A 12,641-nucleotide genomic window follows, 5' to 3' on the forward strand; every position below is an offset into this window, starting at 1 on the left:
ATGATTTTACTTATTATATGGGCTTAAGAATGAAAACTGCCTTTGGATTTACTTCTAATTCGAAGTAATAAATTAGAAAAACTCAATTTCACAAGATAAAAGAAAAACTCAATTGATAACATTAGTAAGATAGCAACGCTTAAACCCACTAAAATAGCTTGCTGGTTGAGTAACACGTTAGCTTGATAGCCGGCCCACGTTTCATTAACAATGGGATCGTTAATTTGTTGCGTTAACTCTCCTAATCGATACCAAATTGGTTGATTTAAATTATCCATTTTTTGTTGTAAAAATTGCACTCGAGAATAAGTGTTTTCTATAACCAGTGCTTCTTCACGGTACAAACTATCTTTACTACTTTTATGTTTTGTAATTAATACGTTCAAATCGCCAGCAAAATATTTATCTGCAAGCGATTGAAATTCCGCTAAATGCTGTTGAGCTTCAACAAAATGACCTTGTAAACGTAATTCATATTGTTGTAAAAAATTCGGTAATTGCAAGCCTAAGAGTAAACTTAAAGTGAAAACAAGTTGTAAACTATAACGCTTAATTACCGATAGCATGTCTATTTAAAGCCGCGGTTAGTACGTAATAACTCATAAGCTTTTTGAATATCTTGCGTTTTTTCTTTCGCAAGTTCCATCATCTCTTCAGGTAAGCCCTTTGAAGCCAGCTTATCTGGGTGGTTTTGACTCATTAACTTACGATAAGCACGCTTTACTTCTTTATCCGTCACACTACTATCAATACCTAATACTTGATAAGCATCATCTTCAGATTGTGCAGTGTTCTGTTGTTGACCGCCTTGGTGAAAATGTTGTTGTCCTTGAATCATCTGAATTAAACGATCTAATTCAAAACGCGAGAAATTTAAATTTTCAGCAATAGTGTAAAGAATCGACTTTTCATTCTCATCAATTTCACCATCAGAAAAAGCAACTTGTACCTGAATGGCTAGAAACATTTGCAAAACATTACGCTCGCCATGTAACACACGCACAAACTCTTGTAATGTTTCAACCAATGTAAAATCAGCTTCTTTACCTGCAGTGAAAGCAGCCTGGGCTTGTGTTCTTGCATTACCGTGCAAATTCATTTGGTCCATATATGCATTGGCCACTTGAATATCTGTTTGAGTTACTTTGCCTTTTGATTTAGCAACGTGTCCCATCACAGAGAAAGCCGTTTCAAAGAATATTTTTTGTTTATCTGCACTATTTCCACGACCGCCTAATATACCATCTTGCATATTAAAGTTACGGCCAACAGCAACATCAAAACGATGTCCTAACCAAACACCTAATATTAGGCCGAAAAAGTGCCCAAACATAAACCCAAAAAAACCACCTAATAATTTGCCCCATATGCGCATAACTAATAATTACCTTTAAATTAAGAAAATAGTAAAACTGTCGAACATTTTGACTAACTATGTCAAGATTTACCAATTATTTGTACTAAATAACAGAAATACTCACGTAATAGACAATCAAAGATTGGAGCCAGCAAAAGTTTACTTTATTATACGTGGCTATATTGTTGTTTTCTGCTTAGCGTTTTCTGATATTTCTAAGCACTTGTAGTGAGTTATTCATGCTAAAACTAATACCCTTATTGTTCGCCCTGTCACCTATTGCTAGTGCAGTTGCTCAAGAAACTGATACGAGTGATCTAAGTGATGAATTAAACACTGTTAATAAAACAGAGTTAAAAGTCGTATCACAAAGTATGGAAGAAAAATCTGCACCACGTGATGTAAACTTTTATTTCAGACAATGTTATCAGAATGTCCCACCGATAACGGAACGTAACAATAACCTTGATAAAAGCCAAATCCCAATCAATATTGATGCAGATTCTTTAAGAGGATTAAACGGCGAAATCATTTATGAAGGTGATGTTAACGCAGTGCAAGGAGAGAAATCTTTAGACGCTGACAAAATGGTATATAACCGAAATACATCTCAAGCAAATGCAACAGGCAATGCTCGTTACGTCGACGGTCAGGTAACTTTAATTGCAAACGAAATTAATACCAACTTCAAAACTGATGAGTCTTCTTTAATTCAAACCGAATTTCAATTCCATGGGCGAGGTGGTCGAGGTAGTGCCGATCGTATTTATGATAATGGTCAAGGTCAATATGAGTTAAAGTCATCAAGTTATACAGCTTGTCCTCCTAACGATATCACTTGGAGCTTAGATGCATCAACATTACATATTGATCAAGAAGCTGATATGGGAACGGCCTATAATGCAGTCTTAAGAATAAAAGATGTGCCAGTCTTTTACTTTCCTTATATCAGTTACCCGCTATCAGATAAACGAAAAACAGGTATATTATTTCCTACTTATGAGTTCTCTTCGGTTAATGGTTTTACTTATAATCAACCTTTATATATTAACATAGCACCCAATCAAGATGCGACAATCACCCCCACTTACATGCAAAATAGAGGGTTATTAGTCTCGACTGAATATCGTTACTTATTTGATGTCGGCTCAGGTACTTTACAATTTGAATATTTGAATGACGATAGAATACGTAAAGATGATAACGGTGATGACATAGGTGAACGTTACTTAGTTCATTTCGATCATGATGTGACTTTTGCCGAAGATTGGAACTTCAATGTTGACTACAATAAAGTCAGCGATGAATACTACTTTAATGATATCACTACTGAATATGGTAGTCGAAGCGATAACCAGTTGCTACAAAACGCAAATTTAAGTTATACCAAAACAAATTGGAATGCGGAATTAGAAGTACGTAACTTCCAAGTACTTAATAATGACGAATATAATACCGATGATGATACTCCTCATATCGTATTACCTAAATTAGCGTTCAGTGCATACCAACCTTTAAATTGGAAAAGTTTACAGTTTGACTGGTATTCTGAAATAACACGCTTTGAACATAGTGATGATGATATTTATACGGGTACACGTATTCATGTTGAACCAAAATTATCTTTACCACTCTATTATGATTCATTATTTGTGAATACTGAGCTGAAGTATATGTTGAGTTATTATCAACAGGACTTAGATAATGCGACTAAATATGATTGGTATGATGACCTAGAGGAGTCAACGGTACGCTATTTACCCTCTTTCAAAATTAACTCGGGGGTTAACTTAGAAAGAGATTTCTCATGGTTTGGCGATGATTACCGCCAGACATTGGTACCACAAATACAATATTTATATGTGCCATACCAAGATCAATCGGGTATTGGCTTATACGATACAACAACATTGCAACAAGATTATTATGGATTATTCCGTGACAATCGTTTCTCAGGGTATGACAGAATAGCAGAAGCAGATCAAATAACCTTAGGCGTATCAACTAGTTTTTTAAATGATCAAGGCAGAGAAAGATTACGTTTTGCTATTGGACAGAATTATTATTTTTCAGAATCTCGCACCGTTTTACCTACAGATGATGACGATGACGACGATAAAGAAGTAAATAGGTCGTCTATCGTCAGTGAAATTGATGTCAATTTTGATAACGATTACTTCTTCCACGGTGGAATAGAATGGGATAGTGATGACAATTTCATTCAACGTGCTAATACAACCTTTGAAAAACGTTGGGCTTATAATACCTATGCTCAATTAAGTTACCGTTACTACAAAGAAGATAAAGATGCTGAGTGGGATGAAATTGTTAACCAAGTTGGTACAAAAGTAAATTGGTCAATCGATACACAATGGTCTACTTTTGCGAGTTATTATTATAATGTTGAATTTCAAAACAGTTTTGAGAGTATTATTGGCCTTAAATACCAATCATGCTGTTGGGCTATTGGCTTAACCTATGACAGGCATATGCTTTCTTATTTTGGAGATGAAGCTAGCTATGATGAGGATGTGGAAACAGAAAGTAGTGTCAGTATAACATTTGAACTAATGGGCTTAGGCGGTGTTGGTAACTCTGGATATGAAGATGGATTATTCGACTACGGTCGTCCATTTTATTTAAAGTAATAGGTAAAAAATGAAATTATCGAAACAATTTTTAAGTGTACTTATCTTCGCAACGACGATACCTCAGTTTGCCAATGCAGCTGAAGTCCAGCTAGATAAAATTGAAGCTGTTGTAAACAATGAACTTGTTTTAGCAAGTGATATGAAAAACATGAAGCGTGATTTAATTGCGCGATATAAAGAAAATGGTGAAGCATTACCAAATCAAGGCAACATTGATAAGCAGATCTTAGACAAGTTAATTAGTGATAAATTACAATTACAAATTGCAGAACGTATTGGTCTTCGACTCAGTGATGCTCAAATTGATCAAACCATTGAAGAAATGGCTAAGGAAAAAGGTCAAAGTTTATCTGAAATGCGATCCGATATAGCGGCTGCAGGTATCAATTACAAAGCATTTGTAAATAATATTCGTGATGAATTAACCATTAATGAAGTACGTCAGGTTCAAGTACGCAGACGTATCAATATTTCAGATCAAGAAGTTCAGCAAGTTATAGATCGTATCAATGAAGCTGGACAGCAAAGTACCGAGCTTAAGTTTGCACACATTTTATTAAAAGTGTCAGACGATGCTTCAGCAGAAACAAAATTAGCGATTGATGAAAAAGCACAGCAATTAGCACAACAAATTGAAAATGGTGCTGATATCAAACAACTAGCACTAACTAATTCAGAAGGACCTAAAGCATTAGAAGGCGGAGATTGGGGCTGGAGAAAAATGGATGATATCCCAAGTCTATTTGCTGAAAACTTAACAGAATCAAACAAACAAGGCGATATTATTGGGCCATTTCATTCTAGATTGGGTATCCATATCATCCAAATATTAGATAAAAAAGGCGGCGAAAATATAATGACAGAAGAAGTTAATGCTCGTCATATATTAGTCAAACCAACTATCATAATGAGTGATGAAAAAGCCAAAACATTACTAGAAAAATTACGCCAAGAAATAGTCGATGGTACTAAAACCTTTGACGAATTAGCTAAACAATACTCACAAGATCCAGGTTCAGCGGTGAAAGGTGGTGAGCTAGGATGGGCAGATCCAAATATGTACGTTCCTGAATTCAGAGACCTTGCAAAATCACAACCTATTGGTGAAATTAGTCAACCATTCCATACCATGCACGGATGGCATCTTTTACAGGTCATTGACAAGCGTGAGTCTGATACAACAGAAAGTGCGACTAAACAAAAAGCTTATAGCATGATCTTTAGACAACGTTTCCCAGCAGAAGCTTACGCTTGGTTAAACGAAATTCGTCAAGAAGCGTATATTAAAATCAATAACCCTGATTACATTATTGAGGAAGAGTAATGTTACCTCGTATTGTTGTCACCGCAGGAGAACCGAGCGGAATAGGCCCTGATTTAATATTAGAATTAGCCGATAAAACTTGGCCAGTTGAGTTAATTATTTGTGCTGACTTAACGCTCCTAAAATCAAGAGCTCAGTTATTAAATAAAAAAATAACGTTTATTGAATATGATAAAAATAACACTAAACAGGCCCAGTCGATAGGTCAATTGACCGTTGCTCATATTGCTACTGATGCGCCTGTAGAAACAGGCGTGTTAAACGCAGCGAATGGTGCTTATGTACTAGAAACACTTCGCTATGCGAGCCAAGGCTGTTTAAGTGGAGAGTTTTCAGCAGTTGTTACCGCACCTGTCCATAAAGGTATTATTAATGATGCTGGAGTTACTTTTAGCGGTCACACAGAATTTTTTGCTGAACAAGCAAATGTAGACTTAGTCGTGATGATGTTGGCAACAACGGGTTTACGTGTTGCATTAGTAACAACACATTTACCACTTTCAGCTGTGCCAGCTGCTATCACAGCACCACTGTTAACTAATATCGTTACCATTTTAAATGCAGAACTGATTGAGAAGTACGGCATTAAACAACCAACTATCTATGTTTGTGGCTTAAATCCCCATGCAGGTGAAGGTGGCCATATGGGTAGAGAAGAGATAGAGGTTATCGAGCCCGCATTAGATAAATTGCGTACTCAAGGGATTAAATTAGTTGGCCCTTTACCAGCAGATACCCTATTCCAAGATAAATATTTACAACATGCAGATGCTGTTTTAGCAATGTACCACGACCAAGGTTTACCTGTTTTAAAATACAAAGGTTTTGGTCAGTCCGTTAATATCACATTAGGTTTACCGTTTATTCGTACTTCGGTTGACCATGGTACTGCATTAGATTTAGCTGGCACAGGCAAAGCCGATTCAGGCAGTTTATTGTGTGCAGTCAATGAGGCTATAACAATGGTCCAAAGTAACATCAACAAGGTTAACTAAAAATGAATGATAAAACCCACCTAGGCCATACAGCTCGTAAACGTTTTGGACAAAACTTTTTGCACGATGATTATATCATCGACTCAATTGTTGCTGCCATTTCACCACAAGCTGAAGATAATATAGTAGAAATTGGCCCAGGTTTAGGCGCACTAACAGAGCCCGTTGCAGCTAAAGTAAACTGTTTAAATGTGGTTGAGCTTGACCGTGATTTAGCTGAACGCTTAGAGAAGCATCCAACTTTACGCGATAAATTAAAAATTACTCAAGCCGATGCAATGCGTTTCGATTTTGGACAATTAGTCCAAGGTGATAAACAGCTACGTGTATTTGGCAATCTGCCTTACAACATCTCTACACCGCTTATGTTTCACTTATTTGAATTTGCGGATAAAATTTCTGACATGCACTTTATGCTTCAAAAAGAAGTGGTTAATAGATTATGTGCAGGACCTGATTGTAAAGCCTACGGTCGTTTGAGTGTAATGGCGCAATATTACTGTAATGTTATTCCAGTGCTAGAAGTGCCGCCAACAGCATTTATACCTGCTCCTAAAGTTGAGTCTGCAGTAGTTCGATTAGAGCCTTACGATACACCACCATTTCTAGCAAAAAGCATGAAAGTACTAAACCAAGTATGCTCAATGGCTTTCAATCAACGCCGTAAAACAGTTCGTAATGGCTGGAGAGAATTGTTAACAGTAGAAGAGTTAACCAGTCTTGATATTAATATTGGTCATCGTGCTGAAAACATTTCTGTTGAAGAGTACGTTCGTGTAGCAAATTATGTTTACGACCGTTTACAAAAAGAGGCATAAACAATGGCCACTTATATAGTAGGTGATATTCAAGGATGTTATGACGAATTGATACAGCTACTATCTTTGGCCAATTTTGATCAAAAAAATGATGAATTATGGGTCGCTGGCGATTTAGTCGCTCGAGGCCCTAAGTCGCTTGAAACACTACGATATCTTAAAGAGTTACAAGCAAAAGTCATTTTAGGCAATCATGACCTGCACTTATTAGCTACTTCTATAGGTATTCATAAACCCAAAGTAAAAGACCAAATATCCCCTATTTTAGAAGCAGAAGATAGCCAAATTTTATTAACATGGTTACGACAACAACCCCTATTATTAGAACATCCTGAACATAAATTCATTATGGTACATGCGGGAATATTACCTTCATGGTCTATTCAGCAAGCAAAAAAATTAGCACAGGAAGTTGAGCAAGAGTTACACGGTGACAACTATAAAGCGTTGCTTAAAAATATGTACGGTAACCACCCAACACAATGGCAAGAGACGCTGTCTGGTATAGAACGAACACGTTACATTATTAATGTATTTACTCGCATGCGTTATTGCACCTTAAAAGGCGAGCTTGAGTTTGAGAACAAATTAGCCCCGGAGCAAACCGATAGCAATAAGTTAAAACCTTGGTTTGAAATAACTCCAAGAGATCATCAACAACCGATCTTATTTGGCCACTGGGCTGCATTACTCGGTAAAACAAACCAACCTGACTTGTACGCATTAGATACAGGCTGCGTATGGGGAAATAGCCTCACTATGATACGTTGGCAAGATAAGAAGTTATTTTCATTATCCTGCCCTGCTTACGGCTAAAATTGATTCAATAACTCATTACAACTGTTTTTCTTTCAATTTATTGCTTATAAGTTATTAACCAATAGTCTTAAGCATTTACTCTGTCTAAAGTAACAAACTCTAAATTATGCGTATTCTTTTCATCAGCTTCATAGTGTTCACTTTCTACTTGTTTCCATTCACCTTGTGCTAAGTAATCAGGAAAACACGTATCACCTTTTGTGTCTAAATCAATAAAGGTTAAATATAAACGATTCGCGACGGCTAAAAAATGTTCATAAATAGTTGCCCCACCAATAATCATCACTTCTTCAACACCGTCAGCCGCTAATAAAGCTTGCTCTACAGAAGCCACACAAGTCACACCAGCAATCTCTAAAGTAGGATCTCTTGATACGACAATATTCAAACGTCCCGGTAAAGCTCTGCCAATTGAATCATAAGTTTTACGTCCCATGATCACCGGTTTACCTAAGGTTGTTTTTTTAAAGTGTTGTAAATCAGCAGGTAAATGCCATGGCATTTGATTGTCTAACCCGATCACTCGATTATGGGCCATTGCTACTATCATTGAAATTTTCATTTGTATTCCAGATTGCTTATTATTTATAAATTTATTGGAAAGCTTATTTAGAAACTTAATTGTTAAACTTAGTAATGCAGAAGTTTAACAATTAAGTTTTAGAATTCATCTATTTAATTGCTATCTTGTACATTAATTTTTGTCATTATTATGCTACAGTCTCATTACATTTACAGCTGTAATAGGGAACATAATATGGCCGTTTCAATTAAAAAAAGCATTATACCAATAGTCCTCGTCGTTATTTTTATTTTATGGCTATTATCAATTTGGTGGGGATGGATGCCATCTGCCTATAATGTCAAATCACGTACTCAAGAAACAGCAAGAATTTCTAATGTTGAAATGATCCCTGGTTATGCAACCACAACAGCTTTGATTGATGTGACAACGTGGTTAGTGGATAAACCAGGTGGTTTTTTATCAAATGATGTAACACCGCCAGGTTTGATTATGGATAACATGCCTGCATTTGAATATGGCGTATTAGAACAAGTCCGAGATTTAGCACTAGTAATGCGTTTAGACTTTAGCCGTTCACAGTCTCAATCAACAGGTGATAAAGACTTAGAAACAGCACAAAATAAAATGAACATTTCGCATACAAACTGGATGTTACCGAGTGCTGAAAAAGAATATAAACTAGCCATTGAAGCTTTTAAACGCTACCGTAATCGTTTAGTGGCAGAAGACGAAACTGAAGCACAATTTTACACGCGTGCCGATAACTTAAGTGATTGGTTACGTGAAATAGAAAAACGTTTAGGTTCTATTTCGCAAAATTTAAGTGCCAGTGTAGGAAATGATGTTTTTGATACTAACTTAGCCGGTGACCCAACAGCAAAACAGTCAACAAGAAGTGATGCTGAAGTCCAAATTAAAACCAGCTGGTTTAAAATTGATGATGTTTTCTACGAAAGCCGCGGCTCTACATGGGCGATACTACACTTTTTAAAAGCTGTAGAGATTGATTTTGCAGATGTATTAGAAAAGAAAAATGCACAGGTAAGCTTAAAACAAATCATTCGTGATTTAGAAGCAACGCAAGAAGCGATATGGAGCCCAATGGTTTTAAATGGTAGTGGTTTTGGTTTCTTAGCAAACCATTCTCTAGTCATGGCAAACTACGTATCTCGTGCCAATGCAGCATTAATTGATTTAAGACGTTTATTAGAGCAAGGTTAACCTTTACAAACAGTAAAAGTCTACACAACAAAAAAGCCCCGATAAAGAATCTTTATCGGGGCTTTTTATTATTTACTTCATTAACTTTTTTAGTAAATCAAAAACAATTAACCACAGCACTTTTTATATTTTTTGCCGCTGCCACAAACACAAGGTTCATTGCGAGCAGGCTTTTTTTCAAAACGAGTAGTGACTGGTTTATTAATCAACACATCTAATTCTGTAGTATTTTCTGCTTTTTCAGCATCAATAGTAATAGCGACAACTAAATCATGTTCTTTTGCTAGTGCTTGTATCTCTTCTGCACGCGCTTCGCCATTAACAACTACCTGTAAAGGCAACTCTTCAGTACCTATTTTCACAGCACGCTTTGTATTAAAACCATAACTTGAATGTTTTGGTTTTTTCTCTTTTTTACCTTTAAAGAAAAATTTATCTGACATAATGAACCTTTATTATCCTACTCGCTTATTCTGCACACTTTATTAGTACTTAATATTTTTCGCACAGTGTACAGTATTCCTTATTCCAATCTAGCCTAATATACGTCCATCTGTGTACCAATAGACCTATTATTAATGCAAGCTAAACAATCGGGCGTCCACGGTAAATTAAAATAGACGGTATTGCTAACCCAAAGCTTAGCGCGGTTAAGATAAATAAAGTGCGCAAACCATTTTCCATCACGACTTGCATCAACTCTAAACTGTAACCACTAGTATTAATTTCCACCAATCCAATCATTGCTGTAAATGCATAACTACCTGGAATCATAGGGATAACAGAGGCGACAGTAAACACAGGGCGAGGTATAAGGTGTTTACGAGACCAATACAATCCTAAAAAACCCATATTAGCCGAGGCAATAAAAGTCGCCCATTCAATAGGGATGCCGAAATGTAATAATAAAAAACGAAAGCTGTGAGTTAACGCGCCGCCAGCGGCACAAAAAATCAACATTTTGCGCGGTACATTAAATACCATGGCAAATCCAACAGCAGGTATCCATGCAAACCAAGCATCAGTAATGAATAATATAAACAGATTAAAAAATTCGCTCATTAGTTCGTCCACCCTGACACACCGATAACGGTCATTGCAGCAACAATTCCAATAGAGACACTAATCGCTAACAAAGTCGAAAAAACCCAACGCGCTATCCCCATATTAATATGCCCTTTCAGCATATCAGATACGGCATTAATCAAAGGAAAACCAGGAACCAATAACAACACACTTGCCGCCATTGCTATTTGTGGATTTTCACCCGCTTCGAAAATCACCCCAACACTAGTAATAATAGTGGCTAAAAAAGCGGCTGCAGCAAAGTTTACAAAAGGGTTATGTTGCCGATGAGCAAGCTCTTGTCGTAGAATCATCGCTAAACATGCGGCCACAAAAGTCACCCAATACGCGGCTCTGTCGCCGCCAAAGAAATGGCTGAAACTAGCACAGGAAAAACCAATCATTAACACCACTAACCAACGATTATGCTTAAATGGTTTTAATCGTTGTAAGCGTTTTTTCACTTCTTTTGCATCAAGTAACTGTTTTTCTACCATCACGCAAATACGTTGCACATCACAGACCATTTGCATATTAATGCCTCGGTCATGGCAACGTCTGGTGGTAGTAACACAATGTCCGTTCACCAAACTAGTGATCACGATAGCGTCAGGGCTAATAGATAATTCAACATTATCAGCACCAAGCGCTAATCCAATCCGTTGGGTGGTTTGTTCAATTAAACGACTCTCTGCCCCGTGCTGATGTAAAATTTGTCCAGCAAAGACAGCGACCCGTGTAAGTTCCGTTTGTTGTTCCTTTGACAAGCTCATGATGTAGTCGACTTATAGTTGTGATTCCGCCAGTTTTAAATCCAACGTGGCTTTAAGAAGTTTAAATAATAATATAGCTGCATCTATCTCTTCTTTGCGATTGGTTAAGCTTTCGATGTTTAAACCTAATGGAATATTAAATGGCAAAACAGCCTGTAGAATCTGTTCAAAGTTATTACGGCTAATTTGTAATGATTCTTTTAATGGATTATCAGACTCTAAAATACGTAAAGATGTTGCTTCAGGGACTGAGATACCTAACCATTCAATAAACTCTAATGTTTTAGCACTACCACAAGGAGAAAACGTTAAAATAACACGTTTAGGTTGAACACCTTGTTGCTTACACTCACTCGCATAGCGCGTTAACAAATCAATCGTCGCTTGTGCGTTATAAACCGCTTGAGTGATAAAAAACTCACAACCTTGATCTTGCTTGCTACGTAATCGTAAATGTTCATCACCCTTTGCAACATGACGTTCAGCAATAGTCACGCCACCTAAATAAAAATCTTGTGGATGCGCAGCGACTGCTTTGTAAGCATCAGCTAATGACAATTTAATTTCGCCATCCGACGATGGTGAACCGACTAACACAATATCGCGTACTGAAAACTGATGCCAAGCGTCAGATAACCAAGCCGAAAAATCAGCAGCGTCACGTTGTGAAACACTTTTATAAGTGATCACTGGTTTGTCGACTTTATCGTGTAAAATTTTTGAATATAAACGAGAGTCATGCGTATATCTAAATGGAAATGGACGAGGTTTATCAGTGCGAGACGTTTCATCTTGGATGTCATAAACAATAAAACCATCGTAATCAATTTCAGATAAACGGCCTAATAACTTATCAGCAATGCCCGATACCAATTCAATATCTGTATCTTGTTTAGGAGGTGTGGTCCCAATGAAATAAACGCCACGCTTGGGATCCGTGGTAATACTTTTTAACTTAGAGCTGGTCATAACAAAATCCTAAACTATCACTACAAAATAAAATCGAAAATTATCCCATATCTTGTGCATAATTGATATTAGGGAAACAGTAATTAAATGGTACCTTTACTAATATTATCTTTAAACATTTAA

General features: G+C 36.7%; 13 protein-coding genes. 6 read left to right on the forward strand and 7 right to left on the reverse strand.

Features of this window, described 5'->3' with window-relative positions; translation table 11 throughout:
• Positions 1 to 23: 23 nt before the first annotated feature.
• Positions 24 to 566, reverse strand: a complete 543-nt coding sequence (locus GQR59_RS11385) for a DUF2937 family protein (RefSeq protein WP_160062843.1) — start codon at positions 564 to 566, stop codon at positions 24 to 26.
• A 2-nt stretch (positions 567 to 568) separates the two neighbouring features.
• Positions 569 to 1,375, reverse strand: coding sequence for a co-chaperone DjlA (gene djlA / locus GQR59_RS11390; protein ID WP_160062845.1), 807 nt, complete (start codon positions 1,373 to 1,375; stop codon positions 569 to 571).
• Between the two features lie 221 nt (positions 1,376 to 1,596).
• Between djlA and lptD the strand changes: the two genes are divergently transcribed.
• The 5 genes from lptD to GQR59_RS11415 are packed head-to-tail and all read left to right on the forward strand — an operon-like array spanning position 1,597 to position 7,961.
• Entirely contained in the window at positions 1,597 to 4,005 is a 2,409-nt protein-coding gene (gene lptD / locus GQR59_RS11395) for an LPS assembly protein LptD (RefSeq protein WP_160062847.1), read from the forward strand.
• A 10-nt stretch (positions 4,006 to 4,015) separates the two neighbouring features.
• Positions 4,016 to 5,332, forward strand: coding sequence for a peptidylprolyl isomerase SurA (surA, locus tag GQR59_RS11400; RefSeq protein WP_160062849.1), 1,317 nt, complete (start codon positions 4,016 to 4,018; stop codon positions 5,330 to 5,332).
• Positions 5,332 to 6,327: a 4-hydroxythreonine-4-phosphate dehydrogenase PdxA gene (gene pdxA / locus GQR59_RS11405; protein ID WP_160062851.1), complete on the forward strand. Its 996-nt coding sequence runs from the start codon at positions 5,332 to 5,334 to the stop codon at positions 6,325 to 6,327. The genes surA and pdxA overlap by 1 nt, the downstream gene beginning before the upstream one ends.
• Before the next feature lie 2 nt (positions 6,328 to 6,329).
• The gene (gene rsmA / locus GQR59_RS11410) at positions 6,330 to 7,145 is read left to right on the forward strand and encodes a 16S rRNA (adenine(1518)-N(6)/adenine(1519)-N(6))-dimethyltransferase RsmA (protein ID WP_160062853.1); all 816 of its coding nucleotides are present in this window, start codon (positions 6,330 to 6,332) and stop codon (positions 7,143 to 7,145) included.
• Between the two features lie 3 nt (positions 7,146 to 7,148).
• A complete protein-coding gene (locus GQR59_RS11415; protein WP_160062855.1) occupies positions 7,149 to 7,961 on the forward strand; it encodes a symmetrical bis(5'-nucleosyl)-tetraphosphatase in 813 nt (270 codons plus the stop codon).
• Between the two features lie 70 nt (positions 7,962 to 8,031).
• Here the strand turns inward: GQR59_RS11415 and folA are convergent, their stop codons facing one another.
• Complete coding sequence (gene folA / locus GQR59_RS11420) at positions 8,032 to 8,526, reverse strand: type 3 dihydrofolate reductase (RefSeq protein ID WP_160062857.1); 495 nt, start codon at positions 8,524 to 8,526, stop codon at positions 8,032 to 8,034.
• A gap of 195 nt (positions 8,527 to 8,721) precedes the next feature.
• On the opposite strand from folA, the gene GQR59_RS11425 reads away from it, so the two are divergent.
• Positions 8,722 to 9,711 carry a DUF2333 family protein gene (locus GQR59_RS11425; protein WP_160062859.1) on the forward strand — a complete coding sequence of 330 codons (990 nt, stop codon included), beginning with the start codon at positions 8,722 to 8,724 and terminating at the stop codon, positions 9,709 to 9,711.
• A 107-nt stretch (positions 9,712 to 9,818) separates the two neighbouring features.
• Here the strand turns inward: GQR59_RS11425 and GQR59_RS11430 are convergent, their stop codons facing one another.
• The 4 genes from GQR59_RS11430 to GQR59_RS11445 form a co-directional block, all read right to left on the reverse strand.
• Positions 9,819 to 10,154 (reverse strand): PBPRA1643 family SWIM/SEC-C metal-binding motif protein, encoded by a 336-nt coding sequence (locus tag GQR59_RS11430; RefSeq protein ID WP_160062861.1) that lies wholly within the window; start codon positions 10,152 to 10,154, stop codon positions 9,819 to 9,821.
• A 142-nt stretch (positions 10,155 to 10,296) separates the two neighbouring features.
• Positions 10,297 to 10,773, reverse strand: coding sequence for a threonine/serine exporter family protein (locus GQR59_RS11435; RefSeq protein WP_160062863.1), 477 nt, complete (start codon positions 10,771 to 10,773; stop codon positions 10,297 to 10,299).
• Positions 10,773 to 11,549 (reverse strand): threonine/serine ThrE exporter family protein, encoded by a 777-nt coding sequence (locus tag GQR59_RS11440; protein ID WP_160062865.1) that lies wholly within the window; start codon positions 11,547 to 11,549, stop codon positions 10,773 to 10,775. Before GQR59_RS11440 ends, GQR59_RS11435 begins: the two co-directional genes overlap by 1 nt.
• 12 nt (positions 11,550 to 11,561) lie before the next feature.
• Positions 11,562 to 12,518, reverse strand: a complete 957-nt coding sequence (locus tag GQR59_RS11445) for a methylenetetrahydrofolate reductase (protein WP_160062867.1) — start codon at positions 12,516 to 12,518, stop codon at positions 11,562 to 11,564.
• Positions 12,519 to 12,641: the final 123 nt, after the last annotated feature.

Origin of the sequence: Psychromonas sp. L1A2 (assembly GCF_009828855.1) — a bacterium.
Taxonomy (GTDB): domain Bacteria; phylum Pseudomonadota; class Gammaproteobacteria; order Enterobacterales; family Psychromonadaceae; genus Psychromonas.